At 71.4% G+C, this 24,902-nt stretch carries 18 protein-coding genes and 1 pseudogene; 13 read left to right on the forward strand and 6 right to left on the reverse strand.

Going from position 1 to position 24,902, the window contains the following annotated elements; genetic code table 11:
- The first annotated feature begins 7 nt into the window (after positions 1-7).
- The 3 genes from ACIBA9_RS09190 to ACIBA9_RS09200 all read left to right on the forward strand — a co-directional run bounded on the left by ACIBA9_RS09190 (position 8) and on the right by ACIBA9_RS09200 (position 3,471).
- Positions 8-1,021 (forward strand): ABC transporter substrate-binding protein, encoded by a 1,014-nt coding sequence (locus ACIBA9_RS09190; protein WP_399361143.1) that lies wholly within the window; start codon positions 8-10, stop codon positions 1,019-1,021.
- 16 nt (positions 1,022-1,037) lie between these two features.
- On the forward strand, positions 1,038-2,183 hold the full coding sequence (locus ACIBA9_RS09195) for an LLM class flavin-dependent oxidoreductase (protein WP_399361145.1): 1,146 nt from the start codon (positions 1,038-1,040) through the stop codon (positions 2,181-2,183).
- A 208-nt stretch (positions 2,184-2,391) separates the two neighbouring features.
- Positions 2,392-3,471 (forward strand): NAD(P)-binding domain-containing protein, encoded by a 1,080-nt coding sequence (locus ACIBA9_RS09200; RefSeq protein WP_399361147.1) that lies wholly within the window; start codon positions 2,392-2,394, stop codon positions 3,469-3,471.
- A 12-nt stretch (positions 3,472-3,483) separates the two neighbouring features.
- On the opposite strand, the gene mltG is transcribed toward ACIBA9_RS09200, so the two are convergent.
- Positions 3,484-4,383 (reverse strand): endolytic transglycosylase MltG, encoded by a 900-nt coding sequence (gene mltG, locus ACIBA9_RS09205; RefSeq protein WP_399361149.1) that lies wholly within the window; start codon positions 4,381-4,383, stop codon positions 3,484-3,486.
- 63 nt (positions 4,384-4,446) lie between these two features.
- A complete protein-coding gene (locus ACIBA9_RS09210; RefSeq protein ID WP_399361151.1) occupies positions 4,447-6,249 on the reverse strand; it encodes an ABC transporter ATP-binding protein in 1,803 nt (600 codons plus the stop codon).
- Between the two features lie 115 nt (positions 6,250-6,364).
- On the opposite strand from ACIBA9_RS09210, the gene ACIBA9_RS09215 reads away from it, so the two are divergent.
- A complete protein-coding gene (locus tag ACIBA9_RS09215) occupies positions 6,365-6,814 on the forward strand; it encodes a MarR family transcriptional regulator (protein ID WP_362162384.1) in 450 nt (149 codons plus the stop codon).
- 86 nt (positions 6,815-6,900) lie between these two features.
- On the opposite strand, the gene ACIBA9_RS09220 is transcribed toward ACIBA9_RS09215, so the two are convergent.
- Positions 6,901-8,511 carry a peptide-N4-asparagine amidase gene (locus ACIBA9_RS09220; RefSeq protein WP_399361153.1) on the reverse strand — a complete coding sequence of 537 codons (1,611 nt, stop codon included), beginning with the start codon at positions 8,509-8,511 and terminating at the stop codon, positions 6,901-6,903.
- A 278-nt stretch (positions 8,512-8,789) separates the two neighbouring features.
- Here ACIBA9_RS09220 and ACIBA9_RS09225 point away from each other — a divergent pair, with 278 nt between their 5' ends.
- The 6 genes from ACIBA9_RS09225 (at position 8,790) to ACIBA9_RS09250 (ending at position 18,039) form a co-directional block, all read left to right on the forward strand.
- Complete coding sequence (locus ACIBA9_RS09225; RefSeq protein WP_399361155.1) at positions 8,790-10,289, forward strand: M1 family metallopeptidase; 1,500 nt, start codon at positions 8,790-8,792, stop codon at positions 10,287-10,289.
- Between the two features lie 159 nt (positions 10,290-10,448).
- Positions 10,449-12,464 carry an N-acetylmuramoyl-L-alanine amidase gene (locus ACIBA9_RS09230; RefSeq protein WP_399361157.1) on the forward strand — a complete coding sequence of 672 codons (2,016 nt, stop codon included), beginning with the start codon at positions 10,449-10,451 and terminating at the stop codon, positions 12,462-12,464.
- A 331-nt stretch (positions 12,465-12,795) separates the two neighbouring features.
- Entirely contained in the window at positions 12,796-14,724 is a 1,929-nt protein-coding gene (locus ACIBA9_RS09235) for an ABC transporter ATP-binding protein (RefSeq protein WP_399361159.1), read from the forward strand.
- Positions 14,721-16,502 (forward strand): ABC transporter ATP-binding protein, encoded by a 1,782-nt coding sequence (locus tag ACIBA9_RS09240; protein ID WP_399361161.1) that lies wholly within the window; start codon positions 14,721-14,723, stop codon positions 16,500-16,502. The genes ACIBA9_RS09235 and ACIBA9_RS09240 overlap by 4 nt, the downstream gene beginning before the upstream one ends.
- Before the next feature lie 760 nt (positions 16,503-17,262).
- Positions 17,263-17,733, forward strand: coding sequence for a DUF5709 domain-containing protein (locus tag ACIBA9_RS09245; RefSeq protein WP_399361163.1), 471 nt, complete (start codon positions 17,263-17,265; stop codon positions 17,731-17,733).
- 42 nt (positions 17,734-17,775) lie between these two features.
- Positions 17,776-18,039: a type B 50S ribosomal protein L31 gene (locus tag ACIBA9_RS09250; protein ID WP_399361165.1), complete on the forward strand. Its 264-nt coding sequence runs from the start codon at positions 17,776-17,778 to the stop codon at positions 18,037-18,039.
- A 101-nt stretch (positions 18,040-18,140) separates the two neighbouring features.
- Here the strand turns inward: ACIBA9_RS09250 and ACIBA9_RS09255 are convergent, their stop codons facing one another.
- On the reverse strand, positions 18,141-18,935 hold the full coding sequence (locus tag ACIBA9_RS09255) for a metal-dependent hydrolase (protein ID WP_399361167.1): 795 nt from the start codon (positions 18,933-18,935) through the stop codon (positions 18,141-18,143).
- Positions 18,936-19,080: 145 nt separating this feature from the next.
- On the opposite strand from ACIBA9_RS09255, the gene ACIBA9_RS09260 reads away from it, so the two are divergent.
- Together ACIBA9_RS09260 and ACIBA9_RS09265 are read left to right on the forward strand one after the other, a co-directional pair.
- Positions 19,081-21,594, forward strand: coding sequence for a DEAD/DEAH box helicase (locus ACIBA9_RS09260; protein WP_399361169.1), 2,514 nt, complete (start codon positions 19,081-19,083; stop codon positions 21,592-21,594).
- 19 nt (positions 21,595-21,613) lie between these two features.
- Positions 21,614-22,480: an acyl-CoA thioesterase gene (locus ACIBA9_RS09265; protein ID WP_399361171.1), complete on the forward strand. Its 867-nt coding sequence runs from the start codon at positions 21,614-21,616 to the stop codon at positions 22,478-22,480.
- Positions 22,481-23,032: 552 nt separating this feature from the next.
- On the opposite strand, the pseudogene ACIBA9_RS09270 reads toward ACIBA9_RS09265, so the two are convergent.
- Both ACIBA9_RS09270 and ACIBA9_RS09275 read right to left on the reverse strand, forming a co-directional pair.
- Positions 23,033-23,836: pseudogene (locus tag ACIBA9_RS09270) on the reverse strand (DUF6397 family protein); the annotation flags it as partial.
- Positions 23,837-23,959: 123 nt separating this feature from the next.
- A complete protein-coding gene (locus ACIBA9_RS09275) occupies positions 23,960-24,373 on the reverse strand; it encodes a roadblock/LC7 domain-containing protein (protein ID WP_362162357.1) in 414 nt (137 codons plus the stop codon).
- 92 nt (positions 24,374-24,465) lie between these two features.
- On the opposite strand from ACIBA9_RS09275, the gene ACIBA9_RS09280 reads away from it, so the two are divergent.
- On the forward strand, positions 24,466-24,894 hold the full coding sequence (locus ACIBA9_RS09280) for a PPOX class F420-dependent oxidoreductase (RefSeq protein ID WP_399361173.1): 429 nt from the start codon (positions 24,466-24,468) through the stop codon (positions 24,892-24,894).
- Positions 24,895-24,902: the final 8 nt, after the last annotated feature.

A 24,902-nucleotide genomic window follows, 5' to 3' on the forward strand; every position in this document is an offset into this window, starting at 1 on the left:
AAGCCTCATGCGACGACGACTCGTCCCCGCCGCGGCACTGCTCCCCTTGGCCCTCCTGCCCACCGCCTGCGGCGGGAACTCGTCCGCCAGTACCGGCACCGGCACCGACGGACAGGGCTCCGTCACCTTGAACGTCGGTGACCAGAAAGGCGGTTCGGAAGCCGTCCTGAGGGCCGCCGGCGAGCTGAAGAACCTGAAGTACAAGATCAAGTGGTCGACGTTCACCTCCGGGCCTCCCCTGCTGGAGGCCGTCAACGCCAAGGCCGTCGACGTCGGCGGTGTCGGCAACACCCCTCCCGTCTTCGCCGCCGGCGCGGGCTCCGACATCTCGGTGGTGGCGGCCTGGCACGGCACGTCCAAGGGGGACGCGATCCTCGTGCCGAACGGCTCGAAGCTCACCGCGCCCGACCAGCTCAAGGGCAGGTCCATCGCGGTGGCCCAGGGCTCCTCCGCACACTTCCAGCTGGTCGCCTCGCTCAAGGCGGCCGGGCTCAGCCCGGCCGACGTCAAGGTCAAGTACCTGCAACCGGCCGACGCGCTGGCCGCGTTCACCTCCGGCAAGGTCGACGCGTGGGCGGTCTGGGACCCGTACACCTCGCAGATCCTCGAGACCAAGCGGGGGCGCGTGCTGACCACGGGTGACGGCATCACCAACGGGCTCACCTTCCAGGTGGCCGCGCCCACCGCTCTGCGCGACAAGAAGAAGTCCGCCGCCATCAAGGACTACCTGGACCGTCTGCGCCGGGCACAGGACTGGGTCTACGACCACCAGGACGATTGGGCCAAGGTGTGGGCCAAGGACACCGGTCTGCCCTACGAGGTGGCGCTCGCCTCGGTGAAGCGCTCCAACTCCAGCCGGGTCGCGGTCGCCGTCGACAAGCCGCTGGTCGCCTCCGAGCAGCAAATCGCCGACGCGTTCACACGGCTGAAGCTCATCCCGAAGAAGGTGGACTTCGCCCGCTTCGTCGACACGCGGTACAACGGCGGCCTCCCGCCGTCGACGACCCCGGCCAGGGGCTGACGAGGGAGAGAACGGCATGACCGTACGACTGCACTGGTTCCTGCCGACGGGCGGTGACGGCCGCACCCTGGTGGACCGGCACGCCTATGGGCGCAACGACGCGCGCGGGACCGCCGGGGTGCGCGCTCCGGACATCGAGTATCTGGCGCAGATCGCCAAGGCGGCCGAGCGGCTGGGCTTCGAGGCGGTACTGACCCCGACCGGCACCTGGTGCGAGGACGCCTGGCTGACCACCGTCGCCCTCGCCCAGCACACCGAGCGGCTGAAGTTCCTGGTGGCGTTCCGGCCGGGACTGCTCTCCCCGACGCTGGCCGCGCAGATGGCGGCGACCTATCAGCGGGTGACTCGGGGGCGGCTGCTGCTCAACGTGGTGACCGGCGGCGACTCCGCCGAGCAACGGCGCTTCGGTGACCACTTGGACCACGACAAGCGGTACGAGCGCACGGACGAGTTCCTCTCGGTGGTGCGCGGGGTGTGGGGCGGGCAGCCGTTCGACTTCCGCGGCTCCCACTACGAGGTGGAGGGCGCTCTGGCCGCCCTGCCTCCCGACCCGGTGCCGCAGCTGTTCTTCGGCGGTTCCTCACCGGCCGCCGGTCCGGTCGCGGCGCGGCACGCGGATGTGTATCTGACCTGGGGCGAGCCGCCGGCCCAGGTGAAGGAGAAGATCGACTGGATCCGGTCGCTGGCGGAGCGCGAGGGCCGCACGGTCCGCTTCGGGATCCGGCTGCACACGATCTCGCGGGACTCCGCCACGGAGGCCTGGGCGACGGCGAACCGGTTGCTCGACGACCTGGACGCCGACACGGTCGCTGCCGCGCAGGCCGCCCTCGGGCGCAGTGAGTCGGTGGGGCAGCGGCGGATGCTGGAGTTGCACGGCGGCTCCCGCGACCGGCTGGAGATCCACCCCAACCTGTGGGCGGGAGTCGGTCTGGTGCGCGGCGGCGCCGGCACCGCCCTGGTCGGCAGCCATGCCGAGGTGGCCGAGCGGATCGAGGAGTACCACGCCCTCGGCATCGAGCACTTCGTCCTCTCCGGCTATCCGCATCTGGAGGAGGCGTACTGGTTCGGGGAGGGGGTGATCCCCGAACTGGCGGCGCGCGGCCTGCTCGACCGTGCGACCGCCCCAGCCGGGGCACCCCTGCTGGTGGCCGGCGGGCGCTGAGCAGCCCTTCCGACGGCGAGCAACCCTTCCCTTCCGACGGCGAGCAGTCCGTCGGCGGCGAGCGGCCCTCGGACGGGGAGGTGCCCGCGGACGGGGGCGACCCACGGACGGGGGCGACCCACGGACGGGGGCGGCCCGCGGATGGGGAGCGGGCCTCGCCACGTGAGCGGCCGGGAAGATCCGCGCGCCGCTTCCTGTTGGGGGGAGCGTGAACGGAACTCGCGAGGTCGACGTGGTGGTCATCGGTGCCGGCCAGGCCGGACTGGCCGGCGCCTACCATCTGCGGCGCACCGGCTTCGAGCCGGACCGTGACTTCGTGGTGCTGGACCACTCCCCCGGGCCGGGCGGCGCCTGGCAGTTCCGGTGGCCCTCGCTGACGTACGGCAAGGTGCACGGGATGCACGCGCTGCCCGGCATGGAACTGACCGACGCCGACCCGGACCGGCCGTCGGCCGAGGTGATCAGCGAGTACTTCGACCGTTACGAGCGTGCCTTCGACCTGCCGGTGCGCCGGCCCGTGGACGTGCGGGCGGTGCGTGAGGGCGAGGACGGGCGGCTGCTGGTGGAGGCCTCGGACGGCGTCTGGTCGACACGGGCGCTGATCAACGCCACCGGGACATGGGAGCGGCCGTTCTGGCCGCGCCTGCCGGGCCAGGAGACCTTCCGCGGGCGACAGTTGCACACGGCGCGGTATGCCGGCCCGGAGGAGTTCGCCGGGCTGCGGGTCGTGGTCGTCGGCGGCGGCGCCTCGGGCACCCAGCATCTGCTGGAGCTCGCCCCGTACGCGGCCGCGACCACCTGGGTGACCCGGCGCCCCCCGGTGTTCCGTGAAGGCCCGTTCGACCAGGAGGCGGGCCGGTCCGCGGTCGCGTTGGTGGAGGAGCGGGTACGGCAGGGGCTGCCGCCGCGCAGTGTGGTCTCGGTCACCGGGCTGCCGCTTGGTGACGCCGTCCGCCGGGGCCTCGCGGACGGTGTCCTGGACCGTCGGCCGATGTTCGAGCGCATCACCGCGGACGGCGTCGCCTGGCATGACGGCGGGCATGTGGAGGCCGATGTGATCTTGTGGGCCACGGGGTTCCGGGCCGCTCTCAACCATCTCGCCCCGCTGCGGCTGCGCGAGCCGGGCGGCGGCATCCGGGTCGAGGGCACCCGCGTGGTGGCCGATCCGCGCGTCCACCTCGTGGGGTACGGCCCCTCGGCCAGCACCATCGGCGCGAACCGGGCCGGCCGGGCGGCCGTCCGGGACATCAGGCGGTTGCCGGCCGACGCACGGCCCGCCGCCGCGTGACGTCCCGTCGGCTCAGCCGACCGCGGGCTGCGAGGGCGCCGGGGAGTGCTGCGGGCCGGGAACCTGCGGCTGTCCCGCGGCCTGGTGGAGGGCGTTGAACTCCGCGACATTGCGCGTGTGGGTCGCGTAGTCGTCGGTGAAGCGGGTGTCCCCCGGCTTGACGGTGACGAAGTACAGCCAGTTGCCGGGCGTCGGGTTGTACGCGGCACGCATCGCCTCCTCGCCCGGATTGTCGATCGGTGTCGGTGGGAGCCCCATGCGCTGATAGGAGTTGTAGGGGCTCTCGATACGGGTGTCGTCCTGGCTGGTGTGGACGGTGACGCGGTCCATCGCGTAGTTGATGGTCGAGTCCATCTGCAGCGGCATTCCGCTCTGCAGCCTGTTGAAGATGACCCGGGCGACCTTGCCCATGTCCGCCTTCGTCGCGGCCTCGGCCTGGACGATGCTGGCGATGGTGACCGCCTGGTAGAGGTTCATCGTGGTGCGCTGGGCTCCGGCCGTGGTCGGCGCCGCGGTGAATCTCCTGCCGGCTGTGTCGACCATGGAGCGGAGCAGGGACTCGGGGGTCGACCCCTTCGGCACGGGATAGGTCGCCGGGAAGAGATAGCCCTCCGGGTTGCCCTCCGCCTCGCCCGGCAGTTTGAGCCCGGCCCTGCCGATGGACTTGCGGGTGGTGCCCGAGGGCACTTTGAGGACCTTGTCCACCGCGTCGTACACCTGGCTCGCGCGCCACCCCTCCGGGATGACCAGGGTGGGTGGGGCGGCCTTCGTCTCCTGGTGCCCTCCGTGCGACGCCAGCAGCGGCACCGCCGCCGCGGCACCGGCTACGACGGCGGCGCCGGCCACGATGAGGAGGAGTCTGCCTCGGCGGGTCAGCCGGATCATGCTCCGTGGCGAAGTCTTCATCTGCATACGGGCACCGTATTACTCATACCGCCGCAAACCCGGCATATTGTCAGGTTTTCGTTCGGCGCTTCAGCCGGCCGGTTCCAGTTGGGCGTCCCGGCGCACCAGGGCCGCGTACCGTCCATCGCGCTCCAGCAGTTCGTCGTGAGTGCCGAGTTCGGCGACGCGCCCGGAGTCCAGGACCACGATCTGGTCGGCGCCGCGGATCGTGGACAGGCGGTGGGCGATGGTGATCGTCGTACGGTCGGCCGACAGGGCGTCGATGGCCTCCTGGACGGCGGCTTCCGTGTGGGTGTCGAGCGCGCTGGTGGCCTCGTCGAGGATGAGGACCGGCGGGTCGCGCAGGATGGTGCGGGCGATCGCCAGGCGCTGCTTCTCGCCGCCGGAGAAGCGGTGGCCGCGCTCGCCCACGACGGTGTCGTAGCCGTCGGGCAGCGCGGCTATGTGGTCGTGTATCTGCGCCGCCTCGGCCGCCGCGTGCAGCTCCGCCTCGGTGGCTTCCGGCTTGGCGAAGCGGAGGTTGTCGGCGATCGAGGCGTGGAAGAGGTAGGTCTCCTGCGAGACGACTCCGACCGCGCGGGCGAGGGTGTCGAAGTCGAGATCCCGGACATCGACACCATCCAGTGTGACGCGGCCGCCGGTGACGTCGTAGAGGCGGGGCACCAGATAGCCGAGCGTGGACTTGCCGGCGCCGGTCGGGCCGACGACGGCGAGGCTGCCTCCGGCGGGCACCGTGACGTCGATGCCGCCGAGGACCGGGCCGCCCTTGTCGTCGTAGCGGAATTCGACGCCTTCGAAGCGGACCTCGCCCTTGACCCGGTCGAGACGGATGGGCCGTTCGCGTTCGGTGATGTCGATCGGCAGGTCCAGATACTCGAAGATGCGCTGGAAGAGTGCGAGCGAGGTCTGGATCTGAACGCCGGTGGCGAGCAGGCTGACCGCCGGGCGGAACAGGCCCTGCTGAAGCGAGACGAAGGCGACGATGGTGCCGAGGGAGGCCTCGGGGCCGCCGAACTGGAGGGCGAGGCCGGCGGTCCAGTAGATGATGGCGGGCATCGCGGCCATGACGATGGTGATCACGGCCATGCGCCAGCGCCCGGCCATGTTCGACCGCACTTCCAGGTCGACCAGGCCCTCGGACTCCTCGGCGAAGGCCGCGGTGAGCGAGTCGGAGCGGCCCATGGTCCGGCCGAGCAGGATGCCGCTGACCGAGAGCGACTCGGTGACGGTGGCGGCCATCGCGGCCATCTGTTTCTGCCGCTGGGTGGTGATTCTCTTGCGTTCGTTGCCGACCCGGCGGCTGATCCACACGAACACCGGCAGCAGGAGCAGCGAGACGATCGTGAGCCGCCAGTCGAGGGCGATCATCGCGACGACCGTGGCGACCACGCTGGTGGCGTTGGAGACCAGGGAGGTGGCCGTGGAGGTGACGGTCGCCTGCATCCCGCCGATGTCGTTGGCGATGCGGGACTGCACCTCGCCGGTGCGGGTCCGGGTGAAGAAGGCGAGCGACATGCGCTGCAGCCGGCCGTAGACGGCCGTGCGCAGGTCGTGCATGACGCGCTGGCCGACGGTGGTCGAGATCAGCGTCTGCAGCACACCGAAGACGCTGGACAGCACGGCACTGAGGATCATGCCGAGGGCGAGCAGGCTCAGCAGGCCGGTGCGACCCTGGGGGATCGCGACGTCCAGGGTCTCCTTCAGCAGGAACGGTGTGGCCACCGAGACCAGCGAGGAGGCGCCGACGAGCAGGCCGACGACGGCCAGCCGGCCGCGATAGGGGCGGAACAGTCTGAGGATGCGCCGCACCTGCCGAGGTTGTTCCTCGAGGTCGGCGGGTGGGGTCCAGGCGGGTTCACGGTCGGGACGCATGGGCTCCTACGGGGATGGACGGGCGCCGGTCGATGATCGACCGGCGGCGACGGTACGGATCATAGCTCATTGTTACCTATACTCACAATGAACGGCATCCTGATATTGTTCCCGCATGACCACCCCCGATTCCGACGGCCTGCTCGCCGAGCAGCTGCTGCGGCTGACCCGCCGGGTGCACCGCATCCAGAAGCGCCATCTGGAACAGCGCGAGCTGGGCGTCACTCCGGCCCAGTCTCGGCTGCTGCGCACGCTCGCGCACTACGGTTCACCCCCGCGCATGGCCGACCTCGCCGAGCGCCTGGAGGTCGTGCCCCGTGCCGTGACGACGCTGGTCGACGGGCTGGAGGCGAACGGCAAGGTACGGCGGGTGGCCGATCCCGCGAACCGGCGCGTGACCCGGATCGAGCTGACGGAGGAGGGGCACTCGGCCCTGCGCGAGCTGCGCGGCGCGCGCCGTTCGGCGGCCGAGGAGATACTCGCTCCGCTGACGGAGAAGGAGCGCCAGGTGCTCGGTGTGCTGCTGGACACGCTCATCGACGGAGACGTCGCCCAGCGCTGCTGACCGCGCCGCGATCCCCCCTCCCGAAGCGGGAGCGGGGACCGCGGCTCACCGCGCCCGAGGGCGCGGGTCGGCCGGGCGCTTCGGGCTCAGCACCCGTCGCGGTCCTCCGTCAGCACCCCCTGGACCGTGGTCAGCGAACGGTCGTAGCAGCCACCGGAGCCATAGCGCCGGTAGCGCTCGGTCGACGTGCCCACCGCGTGCCGCCGGTCGCGCGGGACGTCGAGCGCGTACGAGGCGTCGCCGCTGTAGGTGTCGTCGAGCCGGGACCAGATGAGGCGCCGCCCCTCCCGCCACCGCACGACCGAGGCCCGGTCGCCGAGGGTCAGCACGGTGCGCAGCCGGTTGTCCGGGCCCACGGTCGTGGCGCCGTTCATCGTGTACGTCAGATCCGTGCGTGTCGTCCGCGCCGGGCCGTGTCCACGGACGGTGACGGTCTCGTCGTCGGTCCAGGTCGCGTCCAGGCCGTCCGTGGTCTCACCGTCGGTCCAGTGGTGGGCGGATGTGTGGCCGAGCGTCCGGTCGACGGTGGTGGCGACCCGGCCGTGCGAGGTGTCGAGGTAACCGGAGACGGTGAGCCGGTGTCCGGCCTCGGTGTCCACCCGGTTGTCGTCGCCGGGCGTGAAGGTGGAGGAGTTCGCCGGGTCCGTCGCCGTGTCCGCGGTCAGCGCGCCGGTGAGGTGCGCGCGCTGGGCGTCCCGCCACACCAGTACGTTCACCGGTGCGCTCCAGCCGGACTGCCCCGCGGGTACGCCGACGACGGACACCTCGACACGGTGCGGGCGGCCGTCGTCGAGGAGAGCGGCGAAGGGCGTCAGGTCGTAGGTGAGGGGCCGGACGTCGAAGGCGCGGGGGGCCGGCAGGACGTACCAGAGGAAGGGGTTGGACCAGCCGCCGGTCCAGACGTTCGGGAACGGGGCGGCGATGCCCGCGAGCCGGCCGTCGACCGTGATCTGCACCTCGCGGTAGGGCCCGTGGTCGGCCTTGCAGGAGTAGGCCGCCGGGTCGGCCACGGTCAGGTACCAGAACTCCTCGCAGCCGCCGCCCGATCCGGTCGCGTACACCTCGGCGACGATCCGCTCGCTGTTGCGCGGGGTGGTGAGCGTGGTGCCGTCGGGGGTGTCGGCGAGTGTGAGGACACGGTCGGGCGCGGGACTGTCGGGACGGCCCGCGTAGAAGGTCAGCGTGACGTGCACGTCGATGACGCCGGTGTAGGTGTCGTCCACGGCGTTGCCGATGAGCATCTCGACGTCGCGCGCGCCACGGAAGGTGTCGCTGTAGCGGGTGACGTCCTTCTCGACGTGCCACTCGATGCCGTCGGGCGAGGGCTCCGGTGTGGAGGTGCGCAGGATCTCGACCCCGCCGACGTGCAGATAGCCGAGGCGGTCGTACTGCCGGCCCTTGACCTTGCCGTCCAGGCGCAGGACGACCTTGCTCCAGCGGTCGCCGCAGTCCTTGGGCGGGGTGTACGCACCCCGGTAGGGGGTGAAGTCGCGGAACTGGGCGTCGGCCAGGGTGACCTGGCACGACTTGCCGTGCGGCCGGTCGACCGGCGGTGCCGCGGTCACCGGATCGTGCCAGTCGCTACCGAACTCGGCGGGGACGTCCGCGGCGTGCGCGGCGGCGGTTCCGGTGCCGAGGAACGTGCTCACCACGAGCGCCGCCCCGGCAAGCATGGACATGACCATCCGTCTTCTCATGGCCGGTGTTCTACGGCGACTTGACGGCCCATCGCAACGAGGAGATCAGCCGAAGGGGTGAGTGCGCGCGAACGGCAGGCGGGTATGGCGCGGACGTGCTCCTGAACACCGCCCCCCTCGGATTACCCCGTGCGGAGGCACCACGCCGGACATTAAGCGCTATAAGCAGATGATCCTGACATAGTGCCGCCATGGAGATCACCGAGGGGACAGGCACAGGGCCGGCGGACCGGGAGTCGCGACGGGGTCTCCTCCGTCGCCTGCCGCACACCCGCCGCGTGACCCTCTCCCTCGCCCTGGCCGGAACCGGCGTGTTGGCCGGCGCCGCGGCTCTCGTCGGCATGCCGCTGCCGCACGGACCTCATGGCCCGGCCGCTCCCGCCCCGGCTCCCTCGCTTGGCCCCGCTCCCGCCGCGGCACCCGGCGCACCGGGCATCGGTGACCCGCTCATGCCCCTCGCCGGCAACGGGGGCTACACGGTCCGCCGCTACACGCTCGACTTCGACTGGCGGGCGCCCCGGACGCCCTTCACCGCCGGCGCCACCATCAACGCCACCGCCACCCAGTCACTGTCCCGCTTCGACCTGGACTTCGCGGGCAACACACTGCGCGAGGTCACGGTCGACGGCGCCCCGGCCGCCGCCGTACGCGACGGGGACGAACTCGTCGTCACTGCGCCGCGGCCGATCCCGCGCGGCAGCGCGTTCACCGTCCACGTCGGCTACACGGCCGATCCGACGCAGCACCGGCACCGCGACGACGCGATCCAGGACTACGGCTGGGTGCCGACCTCCGACGGCACCGTGGTCTGCGCACAGCCCGACGGCGCCAAAATGATCTTCCCGGCGAACGACCACCCGAGCCTGCGGGCCCCCGTCACCTTCCGCATCACCACCCCACCGGGTCTCAGCGCGGTGGCCAACGGCCACCTCGTCGAACGCGTCCGCCGGCCCGACGGACGGGTCCGGTGGACCTACGACTCCGAGCAGCCGGTCGCCGCACAGCTGATCCAGCTGGCCATCGGGAAGTTCGCTTTCGTCGACGGCACCGGCCCGCACGGGCTGCCCCTGCGCGACGTGGTCCCGGCCGGCCTGGTCGGTGACACCGAGTCGTACCGCTCCCTCACCCCGGAGCACCTCGCCTGGCTGGAACAACGGCTCGGCCCGTACCCCTTCCGTCGCTACGGCGTACTGGTCGGGGACACCGACCTGCCGGTGGCGCTGGAGACGCAGTCGCTGTCCATCGTGCCCAAGGAGGACCTGCTGGGCGACCGGGTCGACGCCGAACGCAATCTCGTGCACGAGCTGACCCACCACTGGACGGGTGACAGCGTCGGCCTGCGCCGCTGGTCCGACCTGTGGCTGAGCGAGGGTCACGCCCGTTTCTACGAACGCCTGTACTCCGACGAGCACGGCGGCGTGAGCATGGAGTCCACGATGCGGGCGGCCTACGAGCAGCACGACCAGTGGCGGCACGACGAGGGGGCACCCGCCGAACCCACGCGGCGAACGCTGTTCAAGGTGATGCGCTACGACGGCTCCGCGCTGGTGCTGTACGCGCTGCGGGAGAAGGTCGGCGCCGAGACCTTCGAGAGGATCGAGCGCAGCTGGGTGACGAAGTACCAGGGCCGGGCGGCCGGCACCCGGGAGTTCATCGCGCTCGCCTCCCAGGTCGCCGGCGAGGACCTCGCCCCCTTTCTGACCGCGTGGCTGTACGGGCCGGACACCCCGCCCATGCCCGGCCATCCCGACTGGCGGACGGACCCGGTCGAGGACTGAGCCGCACGCCGCCGACCGAGTGGCCTCTGCCCGGATGCTCGGCCACCCCGGTGACGCTTGGCGCGACGTGGCGCGCCAGGCACGGAAACGTAACCGGGGTGGCGTGCAGGACAAGTCCCTTTGTCCTGGTGGTGACGAGCATGTCTGGAGAAGCGTGCAATGAGAAGACCGGCCACCCCACGTGTTCCCGCCGCCCTTCGCGGGTACCGCCGAACGGCTTGCGCGATCGCGTCGGCGGCGGTGCTGGCGCCGCTGCTGCTCATCCCGATGTCGGGCGAGGACGGCTCACCGGACCAGCGGTTGCAGGACGCCTTCGAGGACGCCGCACGCGAGTACCACGTGCCGCGCAGCGTGCTCATGGGCGTGTCCTACGTGCAGTCGCGGTGGGACTCCCATCCGGGCGCCCCCAGCGTCGCCGGCGGCTACGGTCCGATGCATCTGGTGGACACCGAGCGGCTGCGGGCCCCGGCAGCCGCGGCGGGACCGCTCACCCCGCTGGAGGCCGACACCCGGTCGCCCACGGCGAAGGCGCAGGCCCCCACGGGGCCGGACGACGTCCAGGACGGCCGCTTTGTGCAGCCGGCGGACCTGGAGCGCGCCGCACAGCTGATCGCGGTCCCGGCCGTCCGCCTGCGGACCGACGCCGTCGACAACATCCGAGGCGGCGCCGCGCTCCTGGCGGCCACACAACGACAGCTCGGCAAACCCCTCAGCGACAACCCCGCGGACTGGTGGGAGACCGTCAAGCGCTACCCGGGCACCCGTGACATCACGTCGGCGGCGACCTACGCGAACGACGTCTTCGACGTGATCCGCAAGGGGGCCCGGCGCACCACCGCCGAAGGACAGCGGGTCTCGCTCGCCGCCACCCCCGGCGTGCGCCCCCGCGTCGCCCATCCGCAGCCCGCACGGCAGTCGAAGGAGGTCGAATGCCCGGTCGAGCTGTCCTGCGACTGGCTCAGCGCCCCCTACGAGCAGATCGACGACGACGGCGCCTACGGCAACCACGACCTCGCCGACCGGCCCCTGGACCAGAAGATCGAGTACATCGTCATCCACGACACCGAGGCGAAGCTGCCGAGCATGTTCGACACGGTGCAGGATCCGACGGAGGCGTCATGGCACTACTCGATCCGCTCCAGCGACGGTCACATCACCCAGCACGTCAAGACCAAGGACGAGGCCTGGCACTCCGGCAACCAGTTCGTGAACGCCCACTCGATCGGTGTCGAGCACGAGGGCTTCCTGACCCAACCCGGCACCTGGTACACGGAACAGATGTACCGGTCCTCGGCCCGCCTGGTGCGTTACCTGGCGAAGAAATACGACGTCCCGCTCGACCGGCAGCACATCTTCGGCCACGACAACGTGCCGTCGCCGACCGCCGACAGCATCCCCGACATGCACGACGACCCCGGCCCCTTCTGGGACTGGCGGCACTATTTCGACCTCCTCGGCGCACCGCTGCGGGCCACGGCCGCAGCGAACGCCGACATGGTGACGATCCTGCCCGACTACGCCACCCACAAGCCGGCGTTCACGGGCTGCGCCGGCAGCGGCAAGCCGTGTGCGCCGCACGGCTCCAGCGCCGTCCGTCTGCACACGGAGCCGAGGGAGGACGCCCCGCTGATCCAGGACCCGGGCCGCAAGCCGGACGGCGCCCCTTCCACAGAGGACGCCAACGACCTGGGGTCGCGCGTCTCCGCCGGCCAGGACTTCGCCGTCGCAGGGCGGGACGGCGAGTGGACGGCGATCTGGTTCCAGGGCAACAAGGCCTGGTTCAAGAACCCCGCGAAGCACCCGACGGCCGTCGGCGCGACCGGCCGGATGGTGACGCCGAAGGAGGGCCTGGACGAGATCCCGGTCCTCGGGCGCGCACTCCCGGAAGCGGAGGCCTACCCGGAGGACGTGGAGGAGCCGTCGGATTCGCCGCTCCCCTACCACTTCACCGCGGGCCAGCGGTACGTCACACAGGGCCGCATCGGCGGCTCGTACGTGGACCGATCGACCTTCGCCGACACCCCCGAGCCGGTGATCAAGGGCCAGCAGGGCTACTACGAGATCCAGTTCGGTCACCGGCTCGCCTACGTCCGGGCGAGTGACGTGGACGTGGTGGCCGGACCCGCCGCGGCCGGACCGCCACCCGCGCCCGGGAACGATCCGGCCGGACGCTAGCAAAAGCCTCGACCGAACACCGGAGGTCCGCCCCGCCCAGGCCCTTCAGCGATTCCGGCCCCTCCCTCACCACCCCGTGCCAACCGTCCCCCGCCATACCGCACCCGCCCTGGCCGTTGCCCGGGGCGGGTGTCGTGTGTGGTGCGCGTGCGCCGCGGCCGTGTGCGGGGTCCTGGCCGAAAGTGGGTGACGGGAGCGGGAGATCCGGAAAAACCGTTTGAAATTCACCACTCTGCGACGCGAACCTTTCACGGCTTGTTGCCGCTCACTGCGGCCGACCCCCCTTCCCTCCTCCGCCTTTCCCTCCCTTGACACGAGCCACTGGGACGTCATGCAGATTCAAGATCTTCCGTATCCGGACCCGGGTGTCCCCGACGTTCGTTCGGGTCCTCGCTTCCTGTGGTGGCTCGGGCGCAATCAGCTGGGCGGCCAGCTCAAGGCGCTCGCCTGGGGCCTGCTGCACTTCGTGTCCGTCTCCGCCCTCCCCTTCTGCGTCGGCCTCGCCGTCCAGGCGGTCATCGACCGCTCCGGCAGCCGGCTCGCCCTGACGGGCGGTCTGATGCTGCTGTGCGGTACGGGCATCGCGCTCGGCGACACCTTCCTGCACCGGGCCGCCGTCACCAACTGGATCACCGCCGCCGCGCGCGTCCAGCAACTCCTCGCACGCAAGGCCGCGCATCTGGGGTCCGCGTTGACCCGGCGGGTCGCGGCCGGGGAGGTGGTCGCCGTCTCCACCAGTGACGTGGAGAAGATCGGCTGGTTCGTCGAAGCGATCTCCCGGTTCACCGCGGCCGCGCTGACCGTCGTCGTGGTCTGCGCCGGCCTCTTCGTCTACCAGCCCTCCCTGGGCGTGGTGGTCGCCGTCGGGCTACCCGTCGTGGCGCTCGCGGCACTGCCCCTGCTCCCCCGCGCGACGCGCCGCGCCGACACACAGCGCGAGAAGGCGGGGCGCGCCACCGAACTGGCGTCGGACACGGTCGCCGGACTGCGCGTGCTGCGCGGCATCGGCGGTGAGGAGCTGTTCCTCGACCGCTATCGCCGTGCCTCCCAGGAGGTACGGCACGCCGCGGTCCGCAGCGCGCGGATGTGGTCACTGATCTCCGCCGTCCAGGTGCTGCTGCCCGGACTGCTGCTGATCGCGGTCGTCTGGCACGGCGTCCAGCTGGTTCGCCAGGGCCGCATCACGGTCGGCGAACTCGTCACGGTCTACAGCGCGGTGATGGTCCTGAACTATCCGCTGCGTCACTTCGAGGAGATCGCGATGGCCTACTCCTTCTCCCGTCCCTCGGCCACCCGGGCCGCGCGGGTGCTGTCGCTGGAGCAGTCGACCGACACCGACGGCGTCCGCGCCGCGGAGGTGCCCGGCGGTGACCTGTACGACCCCGAGACTGGTCTGCTCGCTCCCGCGGGCCGGTTCACCGCCGTGGTCTGCGGCGATCCCGACGTGGCGGGCAGGCTCGCGGAGCGACTGGGCGGCCATCCCGCCGAGTCGGGCCGCTCGGTGCTGCTCGGCGAAGTGCCCCTGGACGAGCTGCCCCTGGACAGTGCTCGCACCGCCGTCCTCGTCCAGGACAAGGACCCGGTGCTGCTCTCCGGCACCCTGCGCGATCTGCTCGACGTACCCGGCTCCGGTGCCGTGCACCCCGCGGACGCGCTGGCGGCGGCACAGTGCGGGGACGTTCTCGACGCGCTCGCCCAGGGCTCGGTGGCCACCGCCGACCCCATGGACGCCCACATCACGGAGCGCGGGCGTTCCCTCTCCGGTGGCCAGCGCCAACGACTGGCGCTGGCCCGGTCCTTGCTCACCGATCCCGGGGTGCTGGTGCTGGACGAACCGACCTCCGCGGTCGATTCGCACACCGAGGCACGGATCGCGGAGGGGCTGCGCAGGCTGCGCTCGGGGCGGACGACGGTGGTGTTCACCTCCTCTCCGCTGCTGCTGGACCGTGCGGATCGGGTCGTCCTGGTACACGAGGGCGAGGTCGTGGCGACCGGCACGCACCGTGAACTCGTCGACAGCGACCCCCGGTACCGGGCCGTGGTGACCCGCGAGACCGACGAGGAACCGGCCGAGACCGTCGCGGACGTCGTCGGTGCGGGCGTCACCGGTACGGGCGTCACCAGTACGGGCGTGACCGCGTCCGAGGGGGAAGCCGCACTGGCCGGCGCTCTCGGTGAACTGAACGACCTGGGAGAACTGAACACCCTGAACGACCTGGAAGATCTGGAAGACCTGGAAGAGATCGAGGAGCGCGCATGATCGGCGTTGCGCCACCGGCGTTCGACCCGGCGGCCCCTACGACCGCCACCACCCTGCCCGTCGGCGCGGCCTCCACCGTACGCGCCTACGTCGTCGAGCTGTTCCGCCGGCACCGCCGTGCCTTCCTGCTGCTCATCGCCGTCAACACGGTGGCCGTGGTCGCCTCCATGATGGGCCCGTACCTGCTCGGCGCCCTGGTCGAGCGGGTGTCGGAGGGGGCCCGGGAACTCCACCTCGGCCTGACCGTCGGATTGTTCGCGCTCGCACTGGTCGTGCAGACCGTGTTCGTCCGGCAGGTGCGGTTGCGGGGCGCGATGCTCGGCGAACGGATGCTCGCCGACCTGCGCGAGGACTTCCTCGTCCGGTCGGTCGGACTGCCGCCGGGCGTTCTGGAGCGGGCCGGCACCGGCGACCTGCTCTCCCGCATCACCACCGACATCGACCGCCTGGCCAACGCCATGCGCGAGGCCGTGCCGCAGCTCGCGATCGGTTTCGTCTGGGCCCTGCTGCTGCTCGGCGGGCTCGTCGTGACGGCCCCGCCGCTGGCGGCCGCCGTCCTGCTGGCCGTGCCGGTGCTCGTGGCCGGATGCCGCTGGTACTTCAGACGGGCACCCTCCGGCTACCGCTCCGAGGCCGCCGGGTACGCGGCCGTGGCCGCCGCCCTCGCCGAGACCGTGGACGCCGGCCACACCGTCGAGGCACACCGCCTGGGCGCCCGCCGCGTCGCGCTGTCCGAGCAGCGGATCAAGGAATGGACAGCCTGGGAGCGCTACACCCTCTGGCTGCGGTCCGTGCTCTTCCCGGTGATCAACGCCGTCCACGTCCTCGTCCTCGGTTCGGTCCTGATGGTCGGCGGCGTGTTCGTCCTGCGGGGCTGGATCGGTGTGGGCCAGCTGACCACGGGCGCGCTCGTCGCGCAGATGCTCGTCGACCCGGTGAACCTGATCCTGCGCTGGTACGACGAGGTGCAGGTGGCCCAGGTGTCGCTGGCCCGTCTCGTCGGGGTACGGGACGTCGAACCGGACGCCGGCGACGGCTCGCTGGCCCCGGCCGGTCGAGAGGTGCGCGCCGACCGGGTGCACTTCGGCTACCGCGAGGGCGTCGACGTCCTGCGCAAGGTCTCCCTGGACGTCGCGCCGGGCACCCGGCTGGCCCTCGTCGGTCCCTCGGGCGCGGGCAAGTCCACCCTGGGCCGCCTGCTCGCCGGGATCTACGCGCCCCGGGACGGCCGGATCACCCTGGGCGGCGCGGAACTGTCCCGGATGCCCGCCGAACGCGTCCGCTCGCACGTCGCTCTGGTCAACCAGGAACACCACGTGTTCGTGGGATCCCTGCGGGACAACCTCCTCCTGGCCAGGACCGGCGCCACGGACGCCGAGCTGTGGGCCGCCCTGGGGGCGGTCGACGCGGAGACATGGGCGCGGGCGCTGCGGGACGGCCTGGACACCGAGGTCGGCTCCGGCGGCCTCGCGGTGACCCCGGCGCAGGCCCAGCAGATCGCGCTGGCCCGGCTGGTGCTGGCCGATCCACACACACTGGTCCTGGACGAGGCGACCTCGCTGCTGGACCCGCGTGCGGCGCGCCATCTGGAACGCTCCCTGGCCCGGGTCCTGGACGGCCGCACCGTGATCGCCATCGCCCACCGCCTGCACACCGCGCACGACGCCGACGTGATCGCCGTGGTGGAGAGCGGCCGGATCAGCGAGCTGGGCAGCCACGACGAGCTGGTGGCGGCCGACGGCGCGTACGCGGCGCTGTGGCGGTCCTGGCACGGGTGAGAACGGGCACGGACGGGGCACGGACGAGAACGGGGCACGGACGGTATACGCCCCCGGTGGCGCGCCGCGGCCACCGACGCGGGCCGCGTCCCCGGCGGAGCGCTGCGGCTGCCGACGCGGGCCCGCGACGCAGCGAGGGCACGGGTGCTGCGGAGAGGGATGCCCGGCCTGCGACGTGGATCGACGGGCGGCGGGGAGGTTCGCGGGACCGGAGAGGAGGGCGCCGGGTGCCGGAGAGGGGCGGCAGGACCTGCGAGGAAAGGGGGGCCTGAGAGTGTGCCGGATCCTTCGGGAAGGCTTGCGGGACCTGCGCGGAGGGGTGGGCAGCCTGCGCGGCGGGTGACGGAGCCCGGGACGGGGGCGCCTGGCCTGCTGGTGGGGAGTCGCGTTCCCGAGGAGTGTGGCGGGATCCGCGGGGGCGGCTCCCGCCCTCAGGGAGGGCGCCGGCATCCGGACAGACGACGGTGCTCTCGGATCGAGCAGCCGGGACACCCCCGTCACGCCGTCCCCGCCGGGCCGCCGCCGGGCCGCCGCCGGGTCCTGACGGGCCTCGGCGGGCCGCCGCGGGAGCCCGACGGTGCGCCCGCCGCGGCTCGTGCCGTTGCGCGGTCCCGAGCCGGGGTGGAAGTCTGGAGAACGGCACCGGCGTGGGAAACGCCCCGGAAGAAGCCGGTTCGCGTCGCGTACCCGTGTCGGGCGTGCCGACGGCCCGCGACCCGCTTCGGCGGCGCGCGGCCGTCCTCACCATCTGGAGGTACTCGTGACCAGCGCCGACGGTTGGGGGGACGATGTCTACCAGCCCGATCCCTCGGAGATCCAGGAGGATTCCGGGGTCCTCGACGTCGAGGACACCCTGGATTTCGACGGCGTCGCCGACCCTCTCGACCGTGGCTGGTCCCCTCCGGAGCGACCGCTGGCGGTGAACCACTTCGGGGTGACGGCAGCCGAGGCGAAGGCGGGCGAAACCCTCGATCAGCGGCTCGCCGAGGAGCTGCCCGACCCCGCCCCGCCCGACGACGACGGCATAGGTGACTGCGCCGGCACGGACGGCGAACCCCTCGACGACGAGGTCGGCGACGCCCGCTCCGGCCGCCTGGTGGCTCCCGACGAAGGGGCGCACGAAGACGATGAGGCCGCCCTGGTCGCCACCGACGTGGGCATCGACGGCGCCGCCGCCTCCGCCGAGGAGGCCGCCGTGCACGTCATCGACGAGGACTCCGTGTCCGGCTGACCCGCTCGCCGCCTGCCCGACCGCCCCGCACGAGGAGCCGCAATGCAGCAGGACAAGCACCCCGACTACCACCCCGTGGTGTTCCGCGACCGCGCCGCGGGCTACGCCTTCCTGACCCGGTCCACCGCGCGCAGCGAGCAGACGATCGAGTGGGACGACGGCCAGAGCTACCCGGTGATCGACGTGGAGATCTCCTCCGAGAGCCACCCCTTCTACACGGGCAAGGCGCGCCCGGTCGACACCGAGGGCCGCGTCGCCCGCTTCGAGCGCCGGTACGGCGGGACGGAACCGGGCGGGACGACCTGACCGAAGTCGGCCACCCGGGCGTCGCGCGCGGGCGGTCCTGCACCGCCGCGCGCATGCGGTCGGCGGATGGTGCGCCAGGCGCCCCGAGTAGGGCGATCGACTCAGATCACATTGAGGGCCGCCGCGCAGCCCACGCCTCCGAGCAGCATGAACATCGGCATCAGCACTCTCAGCTCCACCCAGCTGCCGGCCCGGAACCGCATCGGCTTCGGCGGTCCCAGCGGGTACCAGCGCTTGCGTCCCACCGGGATCGGCCACAGGATCGGACAGCCGGACACGGTCAGCGCGTCCCCGATGTCGTGCACCAGCGCACCCAGCACGATCGGCAGCCCCAGCCACAGGTACTGCTGCCCGGGCTCGGTGAACAGCCAGTCCGAGCCGTTGCCCGGCTTGTCCAGCACCCCCGCGAGGATCCACGCGCTGGTCGCCGCGAGCAGCCACACCAGCACATCGCTGCTGGAGCCGCGTGCCGCCCGCCAGAGCAGACCCTCGATGGCCAGCACCATGTGCACGAACAGAATGCCCAGCACCGCCCAGCGACCGCCCCAGATCGCCGCGCCGGAGGAGCCGGCGCCGATCAGGACCGCCCACAGCCAGGTGTGCGTCAGTGTGCGGTGACCGCCGGAGCGGCGCGGGTCCCCCTGCTTCCGCGTCGCCTTGTAGACGGCGTACGACAGCTTGTCGACGATCTCGCAGATCCAGCGCGAGATCGGACCGAAGGCGCGGGAGATGGTGGCGGCCTTGTGGTCGAGGTCCGGAGCGAGCGCCGCGCCGGCGCAGAGCAGCGAGCCGACGAGCAGGACCGGCCAGGGCATCGAGTGCCCGGCCGCGGCGGCGGCCGCGCCGACGCCCAGCCAGGCCGCGGCCCCCGACAGTGAGTGTGCTGGTCCCATCATGGCCGCTTCCCGCCCCATTCCTCTTGTGCCGCTGTCCAGTTGACCTGGCGCGCTGACGCCGCGCAGGCGACACAGCGTATCGGCCATGATCTTCGTGCCCGTAGCCGATTCCCCTCTCGGCGAGAAGGCCAGGCAAGATGGGGGCGTGACCCTCATCGATCAGCTGCCGCCGACCGCCGACCCCGACGCCCTGTACGAAGCCTTCGAGTCGTGGGCGCAGGAGCGCGGTCTCACCCTCTATCCCCACCAGGAGGAGGCGCTGATCGAGGTGGTCTCCGGGGCGAACGTGATCGTTTCCACGCCCACCGGCTCGGGCAAGAGCATGATCGCGGCGGGCGCGCACTTCGCCGCGCTGGCCCGGGACGAGGTCACCTTCTACACGGCGCCGATCAAGGCGCTGGTGTCGGAGAAGTTCTTCGAGCTGTGCAAGCTCTTCGGCACCGAGAACGTCGGCATGCTCACCGGCGACGCCTCCGTGAACTCCGACGCGCCCGTCATCTGCTGCACCGCCGAGGTGCTGGCCTCGATCGCACTGCGTGACGGCAAGAACGCCGACGTCGGCCAGGTCGTGATGGACGAGTTCCACTTCTACGCGGAGGGTGACCGCGGCTGGGCCTGGCAGATCCCGCTGCTGGAACTTCCCCAGGCGCAGTTCATCCTGATGTCGGCCACCTTGGGCGATGTGTCGTTCTTCGAGAAGGACCTCGCCCGCCGCACCGGCCGCCCGACCTCCGTGGTCCGTTCCGCGACCCGCCCGGTCCCCCTCTCCTACGAGTACCAGCTGACGCCGCTCACCGAGACGCTCACCGAGCTGCTGGCGACCAAGCAGGCACCCGTCTACATCGTGCACTTCACCCAGGCCCAGGCCGTGGAGCGGGCACAGGCGCTGATGAGCATCAACATGTGCTCGCGCGAGGAGAAGGACCAGATCGCCGAGCTGATCGGCAACTTCCGCTTCACCACCAAGTTCGGCCGAAACCTCTCCCGCTACGTCCGGCACGGCATCGGTGTCCACCACGCCGGCATGCTCCCCAAGTACCGCCGTCTGGTGGAGAAGCTCGCCCAGGCAGGCTTGCTGAAGGTCATCTGCGGTACGGACACCCTCGGTGTGGGGGTCAACGTGCCGATCCGGACGGTGCTGTTCACGGCCCTGGCCAAGTACGACGGCAGCCGCGTGCGCACCCTGCGGGCCCGCGAGTTCCACCAGATCGCCGGCCGGGCCGGCCGGGCGGGCTTCGACACGGCCGGACTCGTCGTGGCGCAGGCGCCCGAGCACGTCATCGAGAACGAGAAGGCCCTGGCGAAGGCGGGCGATGACCCGAAGAAGCGCCGCAAGGTGGTGCGAAAGAAGGCGCCGGAGGGATTTGTCGGCTGGACGGAGAACACCTTCCAGAAGCTGATCGAGTCGGAGCCGGAGCCGCTGACCTCGCGGTTCCGGGTGACACACACGATGCTGCTGTCGGTGATCGCCCGCCCGGGCAACGCCTTCCAGGCGATGCGCCACCTCCTGGAGGACAACCACGAGCCGCGCAAGCAGCAGCTGCGGCACATCCGGCGGGCCATCGCGATCTACCGCTCGCTGCTCGACGGCGGGATCGTGGAGAAGCTCGACAAGCCGGACGCCGAGGGTCGCATCGTCCGGCTCACGGTCGATCTCCAGCAGGACTTCGCGCTCAACCAGCCGCTGTCCACGTTCGCGCTCGCCTCGTTCGAGCTCCTCGACCCCGAATCGCCCTCCTACGCCCTCGACATGGTGTCCGTGGTCGAGTCCACCCTGGACGACCCGCGGCAGATCCTCGTCGCCCAGCAGAACAAGGCGCGCGGCGAGGCCGTCGCGGCGATGAAGGCCGACGGTGTCGAGTACGAGGAGCGCATGGAGCGCCTCCAGGACGTCACCTACCCGAAGCCGATGGAAGAGTTGCTCTTCCACGCGTACGACACCTACCGCAAGAGCCACCCGTGGGTCGGTGACCATCCGCTGTCGCCGAAGTCGGTCGTCCGGGACATGTACGAACGGGCCATGTCCTTCACCGAGCTCGTGTCCTTCTACGAGCTGGCTCGCACCGAGGGCATCGTGCTGCGCTACCTCGCCGGCGCCTACAAGACCCTCGACCACACCATCCCGGACGACCTGAAGTCCGAGGACCTGCAGGATCTGATCGAGTGGCTCGGTGAGATGGTCCGCCAGGTCGACTCCAGCCTGCTGGACGAGTGGGAGCAGCTCGCCAACCCGGAGGAGATGACCGCCGAGGAGGCCCGGGAGAAGGCCGACGAGGTGAAGCCGGTCACCACCAACGCCCGCGCCTTCCGGGTCCTGGTCCGCAACGCGCTGTTCCGCCGCGTGGAGCTGGCCGCGCTCGACCAGGTCGAGGAACTGGGCGAGTTGGACGCCGAGTCCGGCTGGGACGCCGACGCCTGGGGCGAGGCGATGGACAAGTACTGGGACGAGTACGAGGATCTCGGCACCGGACCCGACGCGCGCGGCCCCAAGCTGTTGGTCATCAAGGAGGAGCCGGAGAACGGCCTCTGGCGCGTCCGCCAGATCTTCGACGACCCGAACGGCGACCACGACTGGGGTATCAGCGCGGAGATCGACCTCACGGCTTCGGATGCCGAGGGTCGTGCCGTAGTCCGCGTCACCGATGTCGGGCAGCTGTGAGCACAGGAGAGACACACCGATGACGAATCCGGCCGAGAGCTTGGTCGACTTGCTCGACCTGGAGCAGATCGAGGTCAACATATTCCGCGGCCGAAGCCCGCAGGAGTCCTTGCAGCGGGTCTTCGGCGGCCAGGTGGCGGGGCAGGCGCTGGTCGCCGCCGGGCGCACCACGGACGGAGACCGCCCGGTGCACTCGCTGCACGCGTATTTCCTGCGCCCCGGCCGGCCCGGCGTACCGATCGTGTACCAGGTCGAGCGGGTCCGCGACGGCCGGTCGTTCACGACCCGCCGGGTCACGGCAGTGCAGCAGGGCCGCACGATCTTCAATCTGACCGCCTCCTTTCACAAGCCTGAGGAAGGACCGTTCGAGCACCAGCTGCCGCCCGCCCGCCAGGTGCCGGACCCGGAGTCGCTCCCGACAGTGGCCGAGGAGGTCCGCAAGGAACTGGGCGTGCTGCCGGAGCAGTTGGAGCGGATGGCGCGCCGCCAGCCGTTCGACATCCGGTACGTGGACCGGCTTCGCTGGGACGCCGAGGAGATCCGGGGCGCCGAGCCGCGCAGCGCCGTGTGGATGCGGGCGGTCGGACCGCTCGGCGACGACCCGCTCGTCCACACCTGCGCGCTGACCTACGCCAGCGACATGACCCTCCTGGACGCGGTCCGCATCCCGGTCGAGCGCCTCTGGGGCCCGCGGAACTTCGACATGGCCTCGCTGGACCACGCCATGTGGTTCCACCGGCCGTTCCGCGCGGACGAGTGGTTCCTCTACGACCAGGAGTCGCCGATCGCGACCGGGGGGCGCGGTCTGGCCCGTGGGCGCATCTACGACCTGGAGGGGCGTCTGCTCGTCTCGGTCGTCCAGGAGGGGCTCTTCAGGGCCCTTTAGTCTCCAGGGGTCCCTCTCGGTCTGCCGGGGTTCCCTGGAGGGTCGCCAGGCTAGCCTCGCGTCGTTGTGCGGCGGCGCGCTTCATCGCGCGGCACCGCACGGCGATGTGTCTCGCGCGGGCCGCGGGCCCCTTCGCCGCAGCCAGGCTCGCAGACCACGGGCCGGCTGCGGCGGAACCTGACCGAGGCCGTCGCCCCGGTGGTCGGGGAGCGCGGACGAGGGCTTCACCGACCCGAGCGATCCGACTGGCCCGGCCGGCCCAGTCGGTCGCGCGGATCCCGTCGGTCGTGCCGAGCCCGTCGGTCGTGCGGATCCCGTCGGTCGCACAGTGCCCCTCGCCCCTTTCGGTCGGGGCAGTCCGGTCCCAGTCGGTCCTGCCGGTCCGATCGATTCAGGCGGTGATACCGATCCGATCGGTGCCGGCGGTGGTACCGGTCCGACGGGTCCTGCGGGACGGGTGACCGTACGTGCCATCGGCGCGATCGGTGCGAGCGGCCGCGCCCCCGCCCTTGTCGCCACCCTGGTCGCCCCGCGCGTCGCCATCGCCGTCGCCGGTGTCAGGTGGCGGGCGGGCGGGCGCGGTGCGGGCACGAGGGTGCGAGCCTCCTCGATCGCGCGGAGCAATTCGCTGCGCAGCCACTCGATCTCATCCGTGTCACCCGCGGTCATGATGCGCTCGGCGAGGTCGGCGGAAGGTGATCCGGGAGCGCCGTGGCCGGGTGGTCCCGGCCGAAACCGGTTCACATGCGCGCGCTCGTAAGGGTCCTTGACGACGTCGGCGATCCTGGCGGGCTCCAAGAAGGCGGCCAGCGCTCCGGCTCGGGCCCAGGGATGTTCGGCATGGCGCAGGAGGAATCCGAGATGCCGTCCACGCCAGTTGCGGATGCGCAGATCAACGCCCGCCTGCAACTGGCCCCTCAGGGTCTCGGGCGTTCGCCCTTTGAGCAGCAGGGCGTTCTCGGCGGCCGACGCGAAGGTCCGTAGTTCCTCCGCCAGATACAGCCAGACCACGGCTCGATAGCGGTTGAGGTAGAACCTCACGGGCGTGATCACGCCCAGACGTGCGAGCCGGGTGAACCGGCCGGCGGAGATCCCCATGAGCGCGGCTCCCTCCGCGGTCCCCACGACGCGCACCCGGTCACGAAGAGCCTCGGGAAAGCCGTCCTGGGCGCGGAGGCGGTCGATCTCCGCGTACTCCACCCGGCGGCCCCCTCCCCCGCCCTCGTCGGGCATGGTCCTGATCCGGCCGAGCTGGACGGCGAGATCGAACTCGCTCCGCTTGAGGCCCAGTTCACGAGCCGCGCGGCTCGGTGTGCAGGTACCGAGGCAGGATGGACCGAAGGTGCTGGCCGACATGGTCGTACTCCCCGTGGAGTCATGGCTGACGCCCTGTGCGATCGCCGTGCACACACCGTAGCCAAATCGACGCAGTCGTGGCGGCCCTGTGGATAACTCCGACGGGGAGCTGAAAACCGCAGGTCAGGGGTCTACGTTCGGGGCCCGTTCCGGCTGCCTCGCGTCGACGCCGAGGTGTTCGCCGACGCGGTTGACCAGCAGGGTCATCTCGTAGGCGATCTGCCCGATGTCGACCTCGGCCCCGCTGAGCACGCACAGACAGCTACCGGCGCCCGCCGCGGTCACGAACAGCACGGCATCGTCGTACTCGATCATGGTCTGGCGCACCCTGCCCGCGCCGAAGTGACGGCCTGAGCCTTTGGCGAGGCTGTGCAGGCCGGATGCCACGGCGGCCAGATGCTCGGCGTCCTCGCGGCGTAGGCCCGTGCTCGCTCCCGTGACCAACCCGTCGTTCGACAGGACCAGGGCGTGCCGCACATGGTCCACCCGCTGGGTCAGATCGTCCAGGAGCCACCCGAGTCCCTGGTTCCGCGCCATGTCCGTCTCCCCGTGTGACGTCTCCCCCTGTCAGGAGGAACTCCCCCGCCAGCCTTCCCCACGACCGGCGTCCGGGCAAGCAGGATGGGCGCATGGCAGACAAGATGACCGATGAGGAGTGGCGGGCGTTCGTGTCGGAGGGCACCCGCACCGGCAAGCTGTCGACGGTTCGCGCCGATGGGAGGCCCCATGTGGCACCGATCTGGTTCCTGCTGGACGGGGACGAACTGGTCTTCAACACCGGTAAGGAGACAGTGAAAGGGCGCAATCTGGCCCGTGACGGGCGCGTCGCCCTGTGCGTGGACGACGACCGGCCGCCGTTCCACTTCGTGGTGCTGGACGGCCGTGCGCGACTGTCGGAAGACCTCGACGAGGTGCGCCGGTGGGCAACGCTGATCGCCGCACGGTACGTGGGCGAGGAGCGCGCCGAGGAGTACGGTGCCCGCAACGGCGTCCCGGGTGAACTGCTGGTCCGCGTCCCCATCGGCAAGGTGGTGGCCGTGAAGGATCTGGCGGCCTGACCGGGCGG

Origin of the sequence: Streptomyces sp. NPDC051452 (assembly GCF_044454765.1) — a bacterium.
Taxonomy (GTDB): domain Bacteria; phylum Actinomycetota; class Actinomycetes; order Streptomycetales; family Streptomycetaceae; genus Streptomyces.

Bases quoted from the DNA above. Each gene is read 5' to 3' on its own strand.
- ACIBA9_RS09280 (WP_399361173.1), top strand. From the start codon at position 24,466: ATGGCAGACAAGATGACCGATGAGGAGTGGCGGGCGTTCGTGTCGGAG.
- ACIBA9_RS09240 (WP_399361161.1), top strand. From the start codon at position 14,721: ATGATCGGCGTTGCGCCACCGGCGTTCGACCCGGCGGCCCCTACGACC.
- ACIBA9_RS09250 (WP_399361165.1), top strand. From the start codon at position 17,776: ATGCAGCAGGACAAGCACCCCGACTACCACCCCGTGGTGTTCCGCGAC.
- ACIBA9_RS09215 (WP_362162384.1), top strand. From the start codon at position 6,365: ATGACCACCCCCGATTCCGACGGCCTGCTCGCCGAGCAGCTGCTGCGG.
- ACIBA9_RS09190 (WP_399361143.1), top strand. From the start codon at position 8: ATGCGACGACGACTCGTCCCCGCCGCGGCACTGCTCCCCTTGGCCCTC.
- ACIBA9_RS09210 (WP_399361151.1), bottom strand. From the start codon at position 6,249: ATGCGTCCCGACCGTGAACCCGCCTGGACCCCACCCGCCGACCTCGAG.
- ACIBA9_RS09230 (WP_399361157.1), top strand. From the start codon at position 10,449: ATGAGAAGACCGGCCACCCCACGTGTTCCCGCCGCCCTTCGCGGGTAC.
- ACIBA9_RS09220 (WP_399361153.1), bottom strand. From the start codon at position 8,511: ATGAGAAGACGGATGGTCATGTCCATGCTTGCCGGGGCGGCGCTCGTG.
- ACIBA9_RS09255 (WP_399361167.1), bottom strand. From the start codon at position 18,935: ATGATGGGACCAGCACACTCACTGTCGGGGGCCGCGGCCTGGCTGGGC.
- mltG (WP_399361149.1), bottom strand. From the start codon at position 4,383: ATGCAGATGAAGACTTCGCCACGGAGCATGATCCGGCTGACCCGCCGA.
- ACIBA9_RS09275 (WP_362162357.1), bottom strand. From the start codon at position 24,373: ATGGCGCGGAACCAGGGACTCGGGTGGCTCCTGGACGATCTGACCCAG.
- ACIBA9_RS09195 (WP_399361145.1), top strand. From the start codon at position 1,038: ATGACCGTACGACTGCACTGGTTCCTGCCGACGGGCGGTGACGGCCGC.
- ACIBA9_RS09265 (WP_399361171.1), top strand. From the start codon at position 21,614: ATGACGAATCCGGCCGAGAGCTTGGTCGACTTGCTCGACCTGGAGCAG.
- ACIBA9_RS09235 (WP_399361159.1), top strand. From the start codon at position 12,796: ATGCAGATTCAAGATCTTCCGTATCCGGACCCGGGTGTCCCCGACGTT.